The following is a 17,756-nucleotide window of genomic DNA, read 5'->3' as shown; positions in this document are numbered from 1 at the left end:
CTCGTGCGGGCGGGTGGCCAGGAGGGGGTACACCCGCCCGCCCGGCCCGGCCGACGCTGGTCAACATGGTGATCCGTGGGCGGGCTCCGCAGGCGGTGTGGGGTCGGTGGTGGTTGTACTCGTGGATCCAGCTGGGTAGGGCTTTTCGACGGAGTGACTCGCTGGCGTAGAGCCGGCGGAAGGCCCACCCGTCGACGAGTGTGCGGTGGAACCGCTCGATGCTCCTCTGTTCGTCAAATCGCCGAGATGCTCGGCTCTGCGGCTGGTCGGGGGAGGTTGGCGTAGATCTCTCTGGTGATGTAGCGCTTCAGGCAGCGGTGATCTCTCGTTTGCTGAGGCCTTCGGTGGTGCGTCGTTCGCCGTAGTCGCGTGTGGGTTGGTGATGGCGCATCCGCACGATGGTGGTGATGCAGAGGGCGCTGTTCGCGGCGCGGTCGCCTCCTCGGCTGAGCCGGTGGCGACCGGTGGTGCGGCCACTACTCGCGGGTTGTGGTGCGACGCCGCAGAGCTTGGCGAAGGCGGCCTCGTTGCGGATGCGCTCAGCGTTGTCGCCGGCGGCGACAAGGAATTGACCGGCGAGCTCGACCCCGACACCGTGCAGTTCGACGAGCGCGGGCGCTGCATTGCGCGCCAGGGCTTCGATCTGGCGGTTCAGGGACTTGATCTGGTTGTCGAGGGTCTTCCATCGGCGTGCCAGGTCACCGGGAGGTCTTCACCCCGGCCGTCAGCAGCCGGTGGCAGCCACCTGCGAGGTCGAGGAGATCATCGGTCTCGGGCCGTAACCGTAGACACCGGTTCACCAGCGTCCGCTTCCTCAGGACGAGGGTCGCGCCGAACGAACCGGTGCTCTCGACGCCGATCGCGACGATCCGGCCGTGGCTGCGCTTCCAGGCCAGCAGCTCCTGGTAGCCGTGGTCGGCTGCAGCGAACTCTTGGTGGTCGAGCAGGCGGCCGTGTTCGTCGTTGACGGCGCCGTAGTTAATGTGCTTGTTGGTGCCGACTCCACCGATGACAGTCGCCATCTCGGTTGCGGGGGTCAGACTCGGCGGGGTGCAGCACCGAGGACAGTCTTCCCAGACTTTGCCATTGGTTCGGGGCCGGTAGGGCCGCGTGCGTTTCGGGACGATCCCGAACTCGGTGCAGGTGTCGCGCCAGAGGTGGGAGCAGTAGGCCGAGTCACTGTCGGTCAGCACTCGGCGGATGGTCACCTCCCCGGGCGGCGAACCAGGCCGCCGCACGGCGTAGCACGGCCACCGCGGTCACGGCGGTCTCGTCGTCACAGACCTCGCTGTAGGCGATCCGGGAGTGGTCATCGAGGGTGGTGTCGATGTAGGCGGTGCCCATCTTCGGGTTGCGGTGCCCATCTTCGGGTTTCGGTAGGGGTTGCGGGGCTTGTTCGGGATCGCGGCCCGGTTGCGGAGGCCCTGGCGCCGGCCGAGGAAGCGCCACCCGCCGCCCTCAGGGATGTTGCCCAGCTTCTTCACATCGGCGTGGACAAGATCGCCGGGGTGGGGATGTTCGTAGCGGCGGACTGTTCGCCGCTGCTCGGTCCATGCAGGAGAGTCGATTGATGCCGCAGCAGACCAGGACGTGAGGCACCGTCGAGGGTGCCCGTCCGACGATTGCGGCGATCTCGACCGGTCCGAGGCGTTGCTTCCAGCGCAGGTGCACGATCTTGCGTCGCAGCGGTGCCGGGGTGGCCCGCGGGCAATGGTGCGGGCGTGAGGACCGGTCGACCATCCCGGTTTCGCCTTCCTCGCGGTAGCGATCAGCCCACCGTTTCGCCGTTGGCCACGACACCTGGAACCGCTGCGCGGCCTGGGAGACCGACCACCCGTCCTCGACGATCAGTTTCCCGAGACGGAGCCGGGCGCGTGGAGTCAGGGCCGCGTTAACGTGAGCCACGAGGACCTCCTGTGGTTGTGGTGGATGCCGTCAGACAGCTCCACACCAACCCAGGAGGTCCTCCCTCACAAGATCAATCAGCTCGTGTCGTCACACAATCTCGACCAACGTCTCCGATCAGTACATCTAGAACACGCTTCGGCTGGCTTTCAGTCGATGATCAGGAGCTTCCGGCGCCGAGGCCGGGTCAAGATCAGTCACAACCCTGCAGATGGATCTCGAACGCGAAGTATGGACTGCATCGTCCGCTAGAAGCTCTAGGCGAATGAACCTTATCGTCCATTGGGCGAACAGTCGGCTGCGGGGCCGTCGCGGGTAATCTCTAAGCGATGAAGCCGGATCGGCCGAATCTCTCTGCAGAGGTTGCGTTCGGGCATCGAGGGAGGGTGGGGGCTGCACCTCTTGCCAGCGGGGAGCAGCAGACACGGCGCGCGAGCCACCGAGCGTGTCTGTGCCCAGGTGGGCGAGTTCCGGGATGTCCATGTAGGTCGCCTCGACACGTCATGGCGCGCACTGGCGACTCTGCTACCAAGTGCTCGATGGACAGTCCCGTGAGTCTCGCTTGAGGCGGCTACGCCCCCCGCGACACAACCGCATACCCTGACGATTTGAGCGACGCCGGCCCGGCTGCGTCGGCTGTTGGTTGCCGGTCCGGTCGGGAACCAACAGCAGGATCGCCACTGGGGGCCAACGAGCCCGGCGTGCAGACACGCCTCCAGTCTTCGAGACCAGCATCAGCGCTCTGATACTGGACTTGACAGTCCGAGCTCTCTCAGTAATTCTATGACTAGTTGGTCCAGTCTTGGGAGGAGGCGAGGTGCCGCCGCGCGTCGACGGCTGCGAGGGCTGCGAGGGCTGCGAGGGCTGCGAGGGCTGCGAGGGCTGCGAGGGCTGCGACGCAGAATGTTGCCCCCGGTCGGTGGCGCATATGTCACACAGTGCAGCGCCGACAGTAGTCATGAAGACAGCTCCCGCCTCTTAAGGTCAACGCTTGGGGGAATTCGACTCGGCACGCAGCGAGCTGGCCGGCTATGGCCAGACCTACCCCCGTCCGGCGCCGTCCGCAGCGAGCGGTCTGGCAGTGGCGGAACCATCCCTGAGACGAATGATTTCGCAGTGGCCACCTCGTCGGCAGGGGAGGTCCGTCGTCTTCCATCAAAGATGGCGCCGGATCGGCACAGCAGATCTGATTCTGCGGTTGATGCAAGAGGCTGCCCTACCTTGGCGCGCCGCGCGGGCAATTAAGCGGTGCAGGTACCGGTCTAGTTCCCTTCGGCCGGCACCGAAATTCCTCGCCGACGGCGTTGGTCGAGTGCAGGGGCCAACGAGTTGTCGTAGTGTGTCTGGTCGCGATGCTCCAGAGGGACCACGCATGCAGTTGCCGTGCGGCACCGCTTGTCGCTCGACGGCCCTCCCGGACTCGGATTGGTTGAAAGCCACTCCTGTTCGGAGCCGATACGGTCGGAGGGGAGTCGCCGAGCGGCAGCTCGGGACCACCGGCCTTGCTCGGCTCATTCGCACCCTGCAGCTACAGGTCAGAGATTGGCACATGGACAACCAGGGTGATCGAGCTTGAGGTCATGGGAGTTCTTCGAGCAGGAACCGTACCCGCTGCGCCTCGACTCCCTCGAGTCACTCGAGCGCTGGCGTGACGTCGTCGTGCGTAGGGTGCGGGAGCGCTATGACGACCGCGTGGGAGAGGGCACCGCGGCGGGTGAGTCGGTTGGCCGTACGGACCCCGAGCGCAGCAGCTTGCCGGATGTGTCGCTTCGGACCTGGTACTTCTGTCTCATGGCTGGCCTGAGCCGGATGCGGGAGCGGGGCGAGTTGCGGCCTGAGGCCGATCCCGCCGCGCTGGCCACGGGGATCATCGCGGCCGTTGAGGGTGGCTATTTGCTTGCCCGGGCTGCGCGGAGCGTGCGGCCGATGGAGCTCGCATTCGACATGGCTCTCGAGCATGTTCGATACTTCGCCGAGCCGTTGGCTTAGATGCAAACAGCGACGTGACGCGGTACCCAGGCCACTGTATGCGATGACCTGAGCTTGATCTTGAATCAAGTTGATCCGCGCAGGAGCGACTCGCGGATTTCGCGCCCCTCCGTGTATGTCCGGTTCAGCCCGCAAGACGGCGGCTGGCTCGGCGGGTAATCATGCGTCCGCAGCGTTCGGTCGAGTGCTGACTACCAAGACGTGCATGGCGCCAGGGGCCGAAGGTCACCAGGGTTGACCCCGGCCGTCCGGCGTGGTGGGAAATCGTTGGGGGCTGGTTCCCGCCGGTCGGAGGCGCAGATCCGACCCACATGCACGGGGGCCGTCCGCGCGCCCCTTCGTTGGTCAAGTCCACGAATCAGCGCGGGCTGCTGCAGTTGGACCCAATGTTCAGAATGACTGTTCTGCTGCACCCTTGCTTGGTAACCTCCCTTCTTGTGGCGCATGCGGACGGCGGGGGTCAGTCGCCGCGACTTACTGCGCGCGGCGCGGCCACCCGAGCGCGTATCCTGCAGGCTGCTGCAGATCTGATGTACGCCAAGGGCGTGGCTGCAACGACCATGGATGACGTCCGGGTGGCCAGTGGCACCAGTAAGTCGCAGCTCTACCAGCATTTCAGTGACAAAGACGCCGTGGTGCGTGAGGTCATCTCATTGCAAGCCAGTCGGGTGCTTGAGCGGCAGCGCCGGCGGCTGGAGCGGTTGAGCTCCTTACGCGGGCTCGAACTCTGGCGAGACGCGATAGTGCAGCGCAACGCCCTCCGTAACGGTGCATACGGCTGTGAGCTGGGCTCACTGGCGAACGAACTCGCTGATCGGGACGAGGAGTCGCGAGTCGCGTTGGCTGCCCACTTTCGTACCTGGAAGGCCCTGCTCGCCGCCGGGCTCGCGCGGATGCGTGAGACCGGCGAGCTAGGTCCGGACGCTGACCCCGGATGGCTGGCCACGGGGATAATGGCTGCCGTGCAGGGCGGTTACCTGCTCGCCCAGGCGGAGCGCGACGTGAGGCCGATGGAGATTGCTTTAGACATGGCACTGGACCGCGTCCGCGGGCATGCATCGGGATCGACCGCCGACGCCGACCAGATGTGACGCTCGGCTCGGCGATCGATCAAGAGAAACGGCGTCTGCTGACCAACAAAAACCGACGCTGACGCGACAGCCACCATCGGCTCCTTCGTGGTATTGGCTTGAGCTATGCACGGCGTCCCGATCGGGACGCGCACATCATGGTCGCGGTTTGATAGGAGCGGGCGCAGGTGGAGGTGGAGGTGGAGGTGACTCGACCTCAGTTCATAAACCGGTGGGGACAACGGCGCCCATCTGAGGCGGATGCTTATCCATGGTGTCATGGCCTGATATGTAGGCCGGCTTGCCAGGTGCAGGGTGCGGCGAGGAACGCGTGCTGACCCCCCTGCCGCTTGCTCCTCTGGATCGGGCACCGTGTGTCGATGCTGCCGCTGCACGAGCACAAGATGATGCCGGGCCGCAACCGTCTGACGCCGACGGGCGACATCGAGTCGATCCGGCTTCGTTGGTGTCCGGGCAGGCAAGCGGGGTATTCTCTATAGCGGGGTGAAAATTGTCCGCTTCTATGCGTGCGACCCCTGGATCACATGTGCGCTCCAGTTCCGCGGCCACTGGCGTGAGCATTGGCGGCCGCATCACTACACGCCCTCTACTTGTATGACGAAGCCGTCTCGTTCGCCGCGGCGCACCGTCCCTGTGCAGAATGCCGCCGGGCCGACTACAACGCGTACCGCAACGAATGGCGTGATCGTGGGATCCGCGGCAGCTCGGTGAAGTTGTGCCGCGGCGGCGGGCAGCTCGTGGCCCAACTCCAGTGAGTCGCCGAAGCCCCACGGGTGCCCACCGTGACCACCCGCCCGTAGTGCGGAAGACGTTCCAGATGAACGCAGCGTGGAGGCCCCGAGGGTGACGCGCCGATCGAGGAGATCATGTTGGGCGCGGTGAATTCGTCGGCGGGCAGGTTGTCGGCGTAGGCGGCGGGCATGCGCTTGGCAACCAGCCAGTGCTGCACCGGGAACGTCAGGTGGAGGCCGACGAACGTCAGCCAGAGGTGGACCTTGCCCAAGGTGCCGCCATCATCTTACACTTGACTAACTAGTCCACTATATCTAGTTGGCGTCAGCGCCGCGTGTCTCTCACTGCCGTCTCGAGTATGCCCAGAGAAGGCGGGCGGCGCAAAGAACTGCAGGTTCAAGGCGTGAGACGTCCGGCAACCCTTCGACATCGATCGGGCTCGAACGGCGTGTCGGGCGTGCTGTGACGTTCAGCCACCACCGCGTCCTCTAGACTAAGTATTCCAGATTATCTCGCCAGGACGAAGAGTCAAGTTGTCGAGATAGGATCGCCTCCGTGACGAGTGCCAGAGCCGAGCCTCCCGCGCGGCGGCGCCTGACCGCCCGCGGCGCTCTCACCCGCGAGCGCATCGTCCGCGCCGCGGCCGATCTCATGCACGCCAACGGGGTCGCCGGCACGACCATGGACCAGGTGATCGAGGCCTCCGGTACCAGCAAGTCGCAGCTCTACCACTACTTTGACGACAAGGACGCTCTGGTCACCGCGGTGATCAAGATGCAGACCGCGCGGGTGATGGAGCGGCAAGAGCCCCACCTCGAACAACTCAGCTCGCTGCAGGGCTTGCGGCGATGGCGCGATGCCGTCGTTAGTTTCGTCGAGGAACGCCACGGAGCGCACGGCTGCGAGATCGGCTCGCTCGCTAGTGAGCTCGCGGATCGCTCCGAGCCGGCCCGGATCCTGATCAATGCCACGTTCCGGAGCTGGGAGTCGTATCTCGCTGCCGGGCTCCGCCGGATGCAGGATCGCGGCGAACTCGATACCGAGGCCGACGTGGCAGAACTCGCCACCGGGATCATGGCGGCCTACCAAGGCGGCCACCTCCTCTCGCAAGCCGGACGAACCGCGCAGCCGATAGCGCTGGCGCTGGACCTCGCGATCCGCAATGTGGAGGCGCTCGCGCCACAGCGGAAAAGCGCATCCGGCGCAGCAAGCTGACATTCAGGCTCTGGAAGCCCCATCACCAGCCAGACTTGAAAGGCCGACCTGCCGAGGCTGAGGCAGGCCGGCCGCGAGTCGGGTGCTGCTGCGGCCGTAAATCGGCGAGGACCGGAGATGAGTACTCGTAATTCTCATGCGAGGGGATTTGCTGGCCGTTCCCTCGGCGTATGCGGTCCGCGCCTACCCTGGCCAGTATGACGCCGGCACCAGTAGAGTCCCGGACAGCGCGGAGCCAGCCCGGCCCCCTCGTAAACGCCGCGTTCCGCGAATGGGGAGTCCTACGTCGCTGCCGGACCGGATCCAGCGCCGGAGTGGGCTGATCTCGACGCTCGGACCGACCCCCAGGGCTCGCCACCGCGACATGGCCGCCTAGCGGGCGACCACCTGCTCTCCCGGCGGCGCGCACCTCGCGTCCGATGGCAGTGGCGATCGGCGGCATCGGGGTCCGGCTGGCCCTCATCGGGTTCGCACCAAGGGTGGCGAGTTGAATCTGTTCACGCTCTTAACGAAGGGCTTCGCCGCCCGGCGTCGCGGCGTGCTCGACTCACGACGGCCTCCCGCGCACGACGACGCGAGTACGGACATCTCGGTCCAACATGGCGAAGCGTTCACGCCAGCGAGGCACACCGACCAGACCCTCGAGATCGCACTTCAGGGTCCTTCCGGAGTGAAGGCCTGGGCCGCGTGTGACGTCAACGGCGCGCCCTCGAACGACATCCACGGCGGTCCCCCGCGCCGCCACCAGGGGGTTGGTGACCACCGCAGCCGTCGAGCCGCCCGGGCCGTGGCAGACGGCCACGGTCGTCCAGGTCCGTCAGGAGACCCCCACCGCCAAGACCTTCAATCTGAAGGTATTTGCATCCCGGGCCGGGCAGCACTTCATCGTCCGCCTGACCGCACCCGGCGGGTACCGGGCGCAGCGGACGTACTCGATTGCCACCGCGCCGTCGGGTTCGCCGGAGATCGAGATCACCGTCGAGATCCTCCCGGGCGGTGAGGTCTCGGGCTTCCTCCGCGAGGCTGTCGAAGTGGGAGACGTGCTCAAGGTGCGGGGGCCGATCGGCGGCCACTTCGCCTGGTACCGACAACCCGCCCTCGGGGTGGCCGCTGAATCCGGGATCGTGCCCGTGATGTCGATGCTGCGCCACGCCCGCGTGCTCGGGCAGCCCGACCTGTTTCACCTGCTGTAGATCGTGGCGGTGGTCATCAACATGAACATTTCATCCCGCCTGAAGCTCACCGAGGGGGCGATGCCCTCCATCAGCTGAGCCACGGCCACGGCACGGCGGAGCCTTTCAGCCGGTCAAACTCTCGGAACGGGTCGGTACGCATTAGCATCGCGATCACTCCTTTCACCGAACAATGGGAGTAGCGCGAGTTCCCGCCTGTCGAGCGATCAGGGGGCGTGGCAAACATCGGACCGTGCCGTCCGATACCGAGGGTCGGGCGACGCTCGGTGAAGGCGACGAGCTGAGTGATACGGCCTTGCTCGGCGCGCGTCGAAAGCCAGCCTCAACTCCTGCGGCCGGGGGGAGGCGGCTCGCACGTCCCGCTCGATGCCGAGCTGGGGCCTCGTCCAGACCCTTTGGGTCCTGCCAGCGGCCCGTTCGGGAACCCGGGCCTGGACACGGCGACGAGGCCACCGGCGCCAACATCGTCAAGGTGGCCCTCGAGACCCCCGCTCAAGCAGATCGCGGTCGACGCCGGCCTCGCGGGCGGCGTTGCGGCGGAGGAGGTCGGCGGGGTCACCGCGGGCGAGGGCCTCGACGCCCGCTACATGCCCGCTCTATAGTCAGACTAGACGGTCCAGTCGAGCTGGCCGGCCGCCTGCCACCTAGCAGGCAGCGGTTGCGATCAGGAGGGGGGTGAGGTCTATCTAACCTGTTTGGGCAGCCGATCTCTGGTTGGCCAGGTGCATCCATCATCGCGGTGCCAGCTATAGCGAAAACGGAGGAGATGACTTGGAGTCGAAGTACGGTAAATCGCCAGAGGCCATCGCGCGATTGACCTCTGAGCAGTTCCGTGTCACCCAAGAGGGCGCAACCGAACGCGCCTTCAGTAATGATTATTGGGACAACAAGGAGCCGGGCATCTACGTGGACATCGTGTCCGGGGAGCCGCTCTTTGCTTCTATCGACAAGTACGATAGCCATACGGGCTGGCCGAGCTTCACAAAGCCGATCGTCCAGCGCAATGTGGCGGAGCGCGACGACCGGAGCTACGGGATGAGCAGGGTCGAGGTTCGATCCGCTCATGGAGACAGTCATTTGGGACACGTCTTCGATGATGGTCCGCGCGACAGGGGTGGGCGCCGTTACTGCCTCAACTCCGCCGCACTGCGGTTCGTGCCCCTAGCTGACCTAGTGCGCGAAGGGTACGGTGAGTACCGCGAGCTATTCGGCGCCGATAAAGAGGTTGACACCGAGGACCCGCCGGCCAGCGTAAGTGAATCTTAGAGTCGCAGCGCTGCGACTCTAAGATTCACACAGAGCCGCAGCGCTGCGAGACCGCTATGGCACGACGGTGCTGTCGGTGGGTCAGCGGGTGTTCGGGCTCACGGATTGGACTCGCGACGGCACGCTGGCGGAGTATGTTGCCGTCGAGGCGCGTAACCTCGCGCCGCTGCCGGGCGACGTTGATTTCAGGGTGGGCGCGAGCCTGCCGATCTCGGGTCTGGCCGCGTGGCAGGGTTGTTCGTGCACGGCCGCGTCCAGGTGGGGCAGAGCGTTCTCGTGCACGGTGCGGCCGGTGGAGTCGGATCGATGGTGACGCAGCTCGCGCGTGAGGCGGGTGCCTACGTCATCGGTACCGGACGTGCTGCCGACCGGCGGACGGCGCTCGACTTCGGCGCGCAGGAGTTCGTCCACATTCAGAACGACTCGCTGGAGGACGTCGGCCGGGTCGATCTGGTTTTCGAGGGGAAGACGATCATCCGCGTTCGCCCGTAAGGACCGGCGACGCGATCGCCGGGCGGTAGATCGGCATAGCGAGCTTGGCGTCCCGTAATTAACTGGTGGAGGTCAAGCTCGTCGCCGAGATACAGCCGCTAGTCGAGTCACGCGGGCAGTGACGCGGCCGTTCGACAACGACATCGATGGGAACAGTCGGCGAGACCGAGATAGAACCTGATCACGTTGCCGTCGGTACCCGGCGCGACAGCTCCGTGATGGCAGGGAACCTTGCTCACGTCGCCGGCATCTCGATAGAAAGGTTCGGGCGGTCAACCGTGCGCATGTTGTGATCGAGCTCATTGGACGTTCGGTCGCTCCGATCGGACTTCAGGTCTTCTGCGGCGAGATGCCAACCTCTTACACCTTCTCGAGCAGCAGTCCTGACCGATCGCGCAGCCCCTGGCCGCGACGTCCTTCTCCCGTAGTCATCAGGGTGCTTCCACGTGAGAAGCATGTTCCATAGCTCCAAGAGGTGCGCGAGGTCGGCGCGTAGTCCGCAGCGGTGTCGTCGGTGGACAAGAAAGCTCCTCCACTCGCGGGGTGATGTCGCCGTGACGCGCAGGTGTTCGGCAACGGGACGGGGATGGAGTCAACGATAACGGGGGCTGCCGAACATGCCATCGATCGCGATGCAGTGTTTGGCACATCCGCCGGACCGAGTTAGGCAGCCGGATCCCCGCTGGCGCGCTCTGAGGATCAGACTTGCCGCTCCCTCCAGAAGCGTCGGGGCCGGATCGCACTACGCCGAGCCTCCAGTGATTCCGCGGCGCACACCGCGTTTCCGTCAGCGTGAACGCGGGTCCGAGTTGGGTTGCGTTTCCCGCGCCCTGGCCTGAGCCGCTACTTCGGAGGGCGAGGCCCGGCGGCCGGCGTGTGCCTCGCGGCGGTAGCGCTCCACCATGTGCGGGTAGTGCAGCTCGAACGCCGGCCGCTCCGAGCGGATGCGCGGGAGCTCGGTGAAGTTGTGCCGCGGCGGCGGGCAGCTCGTGGCCCACTCCAGCGAGTTGCCGAAGCCCCACGGGTCGTCAACGGTGACCACGCGGCCGTAGCGGTAGCTGCGGAAGAAGTTCCAGATGAAGGGCAGCGTGGATGCCCCGAGCACGAACGCCCCGATCGAGGAGATCGTGTTGAGCGTGGTGAACCCGTCGGTGGGCAGGTAGTCGACGTAGCGGCGGGGCATGCCCTCGGCGCCCAGCCAGTGGTGCACCAGGAAGGTCAGGTGGAAGCCGATGAAGGTGAGCCAGAAGTGGACCTTGCCGAGGGTGTCGTCCATCATCCGGCCGGTCATCTTCGGGAACCAGAAGTAGATGCCGGAGTAGGTGGCGAACACGATCGTGCCGAACAGCACGTAGTGGAAGTGCGCCACCACGAAGTAGGTGTCCGAGACGTGGAAGTCGAGCGGCGGCGAGGCCAGCAGAACTCCGGTGAGGCCACCGAGCAGGAACGTGACCAGGAAGCCCAGCGCGAACAGCATCGGGGGCTCGAAGGTCATGTTCCCCTTCCACAGCGTGCCGATCCAGTTGACGAACTTGACGCCCGTCGGCACCGCGATCAGGAACGTGGTGAAGGAGAAGAAGGCCAGCAGCACAGCTCCGGTGGCGTACAGATGGTGGGCCCATACCGCCACCGACAGCGCGGCGATCGCGATCGTGGCGTAGACCAGGCCCTTGTAGCCGAAGATCGGTTTGCGGGCGAACACCGGGAAAACCTCGGAGACGATGCCGAAGAACGGCAACGCGATGATGTAGACCTCGGGATGGCCGAAAAACCAGAACAGGTGCTGCCACAGGATCGCCCCGCCGTTGGCCGGGTCGAACACGTGGGCTCCGAGGTGGCGGTCGGCCAGCAGACCGAGCAACGCCGCTGTGAGCTCCGGGAACGCGATGAGGATCAGGATCGCGGTGATGAGGATGTTCCAGGTGAAGATCGGCATCCGGAACATCGTCATGCCCGGGGCGCGCATGCAGACGATGGTGGTGATGAAGTTGACGGCCCCGAGGATCGTGCCCAGTCCTCCGACGACCAAGCCGATAATCCACAGGTCTGACCCGCTGCCGGGTGAGTGGACCACGCCGGACAGGGGCGCGTAGGCGGTCCAGCCGAAATCGGCGGCCCCACCCGGCGTCAAGAAGCCGGAGAGCACGATCAACCCACCGAACAGGAACAGCCAGTACGAGAACGCGTTGAGCCGCGGGAACGCCACGTCCGGGGCGCCGATCTGCAGCGGCACGATGTAGTTGGCGAAACCGAACACGATCGGCGTCGCATACAGCAGCAGCATGATCGTGCCGTGCATGGTGAACAGCTGGTTGTACTGCTCGTTCGATAGAAACTGCAGACCGGGCCGGGCGAGCTCGGCGCGTATCAACAGCGCCATGGCCCCGCCGGCCAGGAAGAACACGAAGGCCGTCACCAGATACAGGACCGCGATGTCCTTGGCGTCCGTCGTCCGCAGCATCCTGACGAGTGCTGACCCCACGGCCGCACGGCGCACCGGTGCTGCACGAGCACGGACCGGTGCCGGAACAAGCTGTGTCATATCGCCTCCTGCGCTAACCAGCCCGCCAGATTCACACCGCTTCGCTCGACCGCTCGGCGAGCGCCTGCGCGGACGCGTAGACCGCTTCGCGTTGCGAAAGCCAGTAGCTACGCTGGGTCATCGTTGATCTTGAGGAGCACCTCGGACGGCGGAGAGCGAGGCTCGATGTCCTCCGATGGCCACACGTCGTCGACTCTCTGGACTATCGAGTCCGACTATCAGGTCTTGGCGTCGAACTGTCAAGTTCACTGAGACCCGACTCCAGCCGTCTTCGGATGGAACCGGCGCCCCGACCGTGGGGGCGCAACTTGCACCTTATGTCATATTCACCCAGCTAGATGGTCGCGAGCGCCCGCACCGAAGAGGATCTAACCCGCGCATGAACTGGACTTGACAGTACCGGATTTGACGGGTAACTAGATGTCGCACGGTATGCGAGCACCGTGCCAAGTCGCCCTGCGGTCGCTCGCGCTGGTCGGATGACCGGCAGATTCGAACACCGACAGTGACGTCGTGTCGATCCTGAGACCGGCCAGCCCAAATCGCACGGCCAAACGCAGACGAGAGGAAGCATGATGCCGGTCACCAGAGGATTCACGCGTCGCGCGGCCGAGCGCGATCCGCGCCTGCCGCCCGGTCAGTACGACGCCGGCGACGGGTGGCCTGTCCTGCACGCCGAAGCCACACCGTCCATCCGCACCGATGGCTGGACCTTCACCGTCGACGGCCTGGTCATGACGCCTACCACGTGGAGCTGGGAGGAGATCCAAGCCCTGCCGGGATCTCGTTACGAGGGCGCCATTCACTGCGTCACCACCTGGTCGAAGTTCGGCATGACGTTCGACGGGGTCTCGGTTGACACCCTTCTGAAGGCAGCGGGTCCGTTCGACGACGCGGCGTTCGTGCTCGCCCGTTCGCACACCGGCTACACCACCAACCTGCCGATCGAAGATGTGACCGACGGCAAGGCGTGGGTGGTCTGGAACGTGAACGGCACGCCGCTGGAAGCGATCCACGGAGGACCGGCCCGGCTGCTCGTGCCCCACCTGTACTTCTGGAAAAGCGCGAAGTGGGTGTCCGGGCTCAAGCTACTGCCCCAGGACCAGCCCGGCTTCTGGGAGCGCAACGGATACCACGACCGGGGAGACCCCTGGCTCGAGCAGCGCTACCAGGGAGACTGACATGTCCACAGACGACAGCGACGAGACCGACGGCGTCGACATCGACTCCGGGCTCCTTCAGCCTGAGGACAGCCTTGACAACCGCGGGGTCCTCGACGTACTGGACGAGGGCTACTCCCCTCCAGACCGTCCGTGGGAGCTCAACGACTACGGCCTCACCGCGAGGGAAGCGGCCGAACACGAAAGCCTCAACGGCCGCTTGGCACGCGAGCTGCCCGACATCATGATCCCCGACGGGGATGGGCTGGGAGACGCCTCGGACACCGACGGCGAGTTGTACGACAACGAAGCCGGCACGGCGCGCTCAGGGAGGTTGATCGACGTTGAAGCCACGGGCGAGATCGACGATTACACCTACCTCTACGCGGTGGACATCGGTCGCGATGGTGGAGCGGCCTCCGCCGAAGAGGCCGCGGTACACATCGTCGCCGATGAAGACGAACAAGAATAAGCCTGAGGCCACCAACGCGCCGGAAACGACGGTGTTGTTACCCGATTGATCAGTGTGTGAGACCGGTGGACCAGTGTGCACCCCCATCAGGCGGCCGCGGACGAGGGGTCGGAAGCGACACCCATCTGAGAGACACGGTTAGTCCTATCGAACGAGTTCTCGCCGACCAGCACGGCGCTCGCGCCGCCTCGCACATCGACGGTGCATTCCGTCCCACCAGGCTGAATACCCTCCGAAGGAGAAACTGATGGTCGACACGCTCAAGAACATCCATGCCGTGGATGGCGACTCTGTCATCGAGGGACACATCCCCACCGCGGTTACGGCGGAGGCCTTCGTCTACAACGACGGTTCCACCCAGGTCTTCGAATCCAGCGGCGCTACCACCTACGTCGAGCAGGGCCGGCCGACACAGGGCAAGTGGTACATCGATGACGGCCGCTTCTGCTCCTTCTGGCCTCCCAGCTATCGCGCCTGCTACGACTTGCATTGGATCGTGGAGGAAGGCCGGATCGTGGGCGTGCGGTTCACCGAGCTCGACCGGGGATCAAGCTTCGACGGCCGTTATCGGTGAGCCCGGCGTCCCCGGCTGCAAGGGAGGCGGCCGGTCAGGGCCCTGCATCCCTCCGCCGACCGATCCGCTCCCTCCGCCGACCGAGCCGAATCCGTTGGCGGCGACAACTCCGACCGCCATGGTCGACCAACCAATGGAAGCAATCGGCATCTACTCAGCACGGACGTGGTAGACGGTGGGCCTTGGTAAAGATCGGCGCAGACGGAAGCGGCACGGTGGTGTATCGATTGGGTAGCTCCGGCAGGGGATGTACACATGCATTATGGTCAGCGCGTAGCGGCTACAGGGTGGTGGGCGGGGTGGCAGCAAGGCTTGGACCGCTGACCTCCCGTACGCCGTCGACCTAGTTCGGCGGACAGCAGCAGGCGCTGGTCGGCGGCTTGTCATCGGTACTCGGGGTTGGGATTTTCGAAGTCGAATCGGCGACCTCGGTCCCACTCCGAACGCCCGTTGCCATGTGCAGGGATGCCCTCAGCGCTCTTGATCATCTGCGCGAGGTGCATGAGGTTCCACGTCATGAACGCGGTGTTGCGATTGGTGAAGTCGTTCTGCGGCCCACCCGACCCCGGATCGAGATAAGACGGGCCAGGGCCGATGGCCCCGATCCAGCCTGCATCGGCCTGCGGTGGGATTGTGTACCCTATGTGCTGCAGGCTGTAAAGCACGTTCATCGCACAGTGCTTGACGCCGTCCTCGTTGCCCGTAATGAGACAGCCGCCTACTCGACCGTAGTAGGCGTACTGTCCGGCGTCGTTCAGCAGGTGTGAGCACGCATAGAGCCGCTCGATGATCTTCTTCATTTCGGAAGAGTTGTCGCCAAGCCAGATCGGACCGCACAACACAAGAATCTCGGCAGCAAGGACCTTGTCGTAGAGGGCAGGCCACTCGTCGGTCGTCCAACCGTGTTCAGTCATGTCGGGATAGACCCCGACGGCGATGTCGTGGTCGATGGTCCGTATGACTTCCACCTCCACGCCCTCCCGCTTCATCAGGTCGGCGCTGAGCCGGATCAGGCCCTCTGTATTGCTCGATTCTGGAGACCGCTTGAGGGTTCCGTTGAAGAACAAGGCTCGGAGGCCATCGAAACGAAGATCCATCTGAATTCCTTCGAAGCGAGTGAGGCCGTTCGTTCGACCTCGCTGGACAGGTGCTTTATAGCGATCGCCGAGACGGTGAACACGCGGATGACCCAGTAAGGCGGTAGACGCCTGGCTCCAACGATCTCACCGCTCCGAGGCACTCCCGTCCCTCCCCCGGTCGCCTTCGAGCAATGCTTTGACTGTCGCAGCGTCGTCGGAGACCACGCTGACGGCCCCATGAAGCACCGTCCTCACTTGGGCATGCGGGATGACCGCGGCGCCTGACGCGTCCGCGAACACGTAGTCGCCAGGCCGAACGGCAACACCGTTCACCACTACGGGCCGATTCGCCTCGAACGGAGTGATGACGGCACCACCCCAGTGGATCGCCTCACCTCGGCAGTACGCAGCAAAACTGTACGTCGAGAGTTCCGCGAAGTCGCGTAGCCGCGCGTCGGTCAGCACGCCGGCCAAGTTGTGGCGGGCCAGCCGGCTCAGCTTGGTACCCCCCGCGATTGAGACATCGGGATGACCGTTGCTCGCCAACACCAGCACGCTGCCCATGCCACCATCGGACACCGCTTCGTCGAACAGCTTGCCGAAGTTGTAGCGATCAGATGGCAGCGCTACTTCGCAGGACGGAAAGTACGAGATCGTGACCGCCGGGCCGAAGAGCAATCTGCCCGGCGTCGGGCTCACCAGGTCAAGAAGGTGGCATCGGTGCCGGTGCAGCCGTCCCATGGCGTCCACGATGTCAGCGGTACTGACCTGTTGGGCCAAGACGCCCAACTCCGGATCTTCGGTCGTCATCGGACCTCCTGGCGCGCGAGAGCCCCACCTCGTCGCACGACCTGGGAAGCGGCCCGGGCTCAGGCGGTGCGCGGTCCGTTGCTCATATCGTCGACCTGAATCTCATCGGGATCGACGGGCTGGAGTCGCGTCGTCATGATCTAGGTGTGGGTTCGCCCTCGCGGCGAACGATCAACACTTCCCATTGGTGGCCGGCGGTGTTGCCGGTCGGCCTATCCCGATTGTAGATGGATCGCCAACCTGATCGCATACGTACTCATCCTAGCCCGGCACGCCACGTCGGATGAAGGCCTGAGGGGATCTCATTCGGTCCGTGCCGCGAAGAGGTCGCTACCACCGATGACCCTCAGCCGTGATGCTGGCCAGGTTGAGCTCTACGAGATGTCGGGTACTCGCGCCCGGGTCCGGATACCGGCCACGCGAGCCGAGTCCTGGTCGTCACCGGTCGAGCAGATGTGCTTGCCCCACGCGGTGCGCGGCGAGGTCATCGATGTCGGCCATGAGCGAGGTTGCTGGCCCGGCGGTACCAAGCTCGCCAGGGAAGGACGTGGCCCGAAGGCGGCTTGCGACACCATGGCGCTGGTCAGGTACCAGGCGAGCAGGCCGCTGGTGATCAGCTGGCAGGCGCCGATGACCAGGACAGTGGCGTGGGCGCCGAGCAATCCAATGGCCAGGAGTGTGCAGCCAGCGGCGAGCATCGTGAGCACGCCGGCGAGAGCGACGTTCTCGGTGGTCGCGGCGGCGGCCCCGATCTAGGTGATGGCGCCGGGCACGACGAACCAGAAGCCGTAGGCGGAGGCGGCGCTGTCTGCGGCGAGGATCGGGGGAAGAGGACACCGAGGCCGACGAGCAGAGTGTAAAGACCGTAGGCGATCCAGAAGAATCCCCAGAATCCGTGCATGGCGGTGGCGAAGGCGTCGCGGACGTTGTAGGCCCACATACCGGCCAGGAACTGCACAATGCCGCCAGCCGTCCGAGCGAAGGGGAATAGCACCAGAAGGTGGTCGACGCTGTCCTGCCAGCCAGCGAGGTCGATCGTGACCATGAAAGTGGCCGCGACAATACCGAAGAGTCCAATAACGGAGCTTGCGAAGGCAGAAGAGGCCAGCGTTGTCACGTTCTCCGTGCGGCCGCGGATCTCATGCATGCCGCAGGCGTCGCCGGCACCCACTATGGGCCAGGTGGTCGACGCGTCAAAGGCGACGTGCGCCCGGCTCGCGTCCATCTGCGACCCAT

15 protein-coding genes and 3 pseudogenes are annotated in these 17,756 nt (G+C 65.1%); 9 read left to right on the top strand and 9 right to left on the bottom strand.

The annotated features are described in order from the left end of the window. From HF577_RS09760 to HF577_RS38095, 3 genes and pseudogenes are all read right to left on the bottom strand, one after another. A pseudogene (locus HF577_RS09760) lies at positions 1–277 on the bottom strand (integrase core domain-containing protein); the annotation flags it as partial. A 30-nt stretch (positions 278–307) separates the two neighbouring features. Next, complete coding sequence (locus HF577_RS40140) at positions 308–601, bottom strand: transposase (protein ID WP_407692196.1); 294 nt, start codon at positions 599–601, stop codon at positions 308–310. Positions 602–1,076: 475 nt separating this feature from the next. Continuing rightward, positions 1,077–1,905: pseudogene (locus HF577_RS38095) on the bottom strand (IS481 family transposase); the annotation flags it as partial. Between the two features lie 1,572 nt (positions 1,906–3,477). On the opposite strand from HF577_RS38095, the gene HF577_RS09735 reads away from it, so the two are divergent. Continuing rightward, positions 3,478–3,894: a TetR family transcriptional regulator C-terminal domain-containing protein gene (locus HF577_RS09735; RefSeq protein WP_169395435.1), complete on the top strand. Its 417-nt coding sequence runs from the start codon at positions 3,478–3,480 to the stop codon at positions 3,892–3,894. A gap of 437 nt (positions 3,895–4,331) precedes the next feature. After that, positions 4,332–4,985 (top strand): TetR/AcrR family transcriptional regulator, encoded by a 654-nt coding sequence (locus tag HF577_RS09730; protein WP_312859037.1) that lies wholly within the window; start codon positions 4,332–4,334, stop codon positions 4,983–4,985. Between the two features lie 655 nt (positions 4,986–5,640). On the opposite strand, the gene HF577_RS09725 is transcribed toward HF577_RS09730, so the two are convergent. Beyond that, positions 5,641–5,988 (bottom strand): hypothetical protein, encoded by a 348-nt coding sequence (locus tag HF577_RS09725; RefSeq protein ID WP_169395433.1) that lies wholly within the window; start codon positions 5,986–5,988, stop codon positions 5,641–5,643. 284 nt (positions 5,989–6,272) lie between these two features. Between HF577_RS09725 and HF577_RS09720 the strand changes: the two genes are divergently transcribed. The 4 genes and pseudogenes from HF577_RS09720 to HF577_RS39650 form a co-directional block, all read left to right on the top strand. Next, on the top strand, positions 6,273–6,932 hold the full coding sequence (locus HF577_RS09720) for a TetR/AcrR family transcriptional regulator (RefSeq protein ID WP_169395432.1): 660 nt from the start codon (positions 6,273–6,275) through the stop codon (positions 6,930–6,932). A 755-nt stretch (positions 6,933–7,687) separates the two neighbouring features. Next, positions 7,688–8,125: an FAD-binding oxidoreductase gene (locus HF577_RS09715; RefSeq protein WP_312859036.1), complete on the top strand. Its 438-nt coding sequence runs from the start codon at positions 7,688–7,690 to the stop codon at positions 8,123–8,125. 771 nt (positions 8,126–8,896) lie between these two features. Then, complete coding sequence (msrB, locus tag HF577_RS09710) at positions 8,897–9,391, top strand: peptide-methionine (R)-S-oxide reductase MsrB (RefSeq protein ID WP_169395430.1); 495 nt, start codon at positions 8,897–8,899, stop codon at positions 9,389–9,391. A gap of 55 nt (positions 9,392–9,446) precedes the next feature. Then, positions 9,447–9,853 (top strand): annotated as a pseudogene (locus HF577_RS39650) (NADP-dependent oxidoreductase); the annotation flags it as partial. 817 nt (positions 9,854–10,670) lie between these two features. Here the strand turns inward: HF577_RS39650 and ctaD are convergent. Further along, positions 10,671–12,425, bottom strand: coding sequence for an aa3-type cytochrome oxidase subunit I (gene ctaD, locus HF577_RS09700; RefSeq protein WP_169395429.1), 1,755 nt, complete (start codon positions 12,423–12,425; stop codon positions 10,671–10,673). A gap of 572 nt (positions 12,426–12,997) precedes the next feature. Between ctaD and HF577_RS09695 the strand changes: the two genes are divergently transcribed. The 3 genes from HF577_RS09695 (at position 12,998) to HF577_RS09685 (ending at position 14,631) form a co-directional block, all read left to right on the top strand. Next, positions 12,998–13,606, top strand: coding sequence for a sulfite oxidase-like oxidoreductase (locus tag HF577_RS09695; RefSeq protein WP_211174022.1), 609 nt, complete (start codon positions 12,998–13,000; stop codon positions 13,604–13,606). A gap of 1 nt (position 13,607) precedes the next feature. Further along, a complete protein-coding gene (locus tag HF577_RS09690; protein WP_169395428.1) occupies positions 13,608–14,057 on the top strand; it encodes a DUF5709 domain-containing protein in 450 nt (149 codons plus the stop codon). A gap of 247 nt (positions 14,058–14,304) precedes the next feature. Then, positions 14,305–14,631 carry a hypothetical protein gene (locus HF577_RS09685; RefSeq protein WP_169395427.1) on the top strand — a complete coding sequence of 109 codons (327 nt, stop codon included), beginning with the start codon at positions 14,305–14,307 and terminating at the stop codon, positions 14,629–14,631. 383 nt (positions 14,632–15,014) lie between these two features. Here the strand turns inward: HF577_RS09685 and HF577_RS09680 are convergent, their stop codons facing one another. The 4 genes from HF577_RS09680 to HF577_RS40135 all read right to left on the bottom strand — a co-directional run bounded on the left by HF577_RS09680 (position 15,015) and on the right by HF577_RS40135 (position 17,667). After that, positions 15,015–15,728 carry a flavodoxin family protein gene (locus HF577_RS09680; protein WP_169395426.1) on the bottom strand — a complete coding sequence of 238 codons (714 nt, stop codon included), beginning with the start codon at positions 15,726–15,728 and terminating at the stop codon, positions 15,015–15,017. Positions 15,729–15,854: 126 nt separating this feature from the next. Beyond that, positions 15,855–16,520, bottom strand: coding sequence for an RraA family protein (locus HF577_RS09675; RefSeq protein WP_169395425.1), 666 nt, complete (start codon positions 16,518–16,520; stop codon positions 15,855–15,857). A 374-nt stretch (positions 16,521–16,894) separates the two neighbouring features. Beyond that, complete coding sequence (locus HF577_RS09670; protein ID WP_169395388.1) at positions 16,895–17,227, bottom strand: hypothetical protein; 333 nt, start codon at positions 17,225–17,227, stop codon at positions 16,895–16,897. Then, positions 17,134–17,667: a GPR1/FUN34/YaaH family transporter gene (locus HF577_RS40135; protein WP_407692195.1), complete on the bottom strand. Its 534-nt coding sequence runs from the start codon at positions 17,665–17,667 to the stop codon at positions 17,134–17,136. The genes HF577_RS09670 and HF577_RS40135 overlap by 94 nt, the downstream gene beginning before the upstream one ends. Positions 17,668–17,756: the final 89 nt, after the last annotated feature.

The organism is Pseudonocardia xinjiangensis, from assembly GCF_012911925.1.
Taxonomy (GTDB): Bacteria; Actinomycetota; Actinomycetes; order Mycobacteriales; family Pseudonocardiaceae; genus Pseudonocardia; species Pseudonocardia xinjiangensis.
This window is presented reverse-complemented; position numbering and strand designations above follow the sequence as displayed.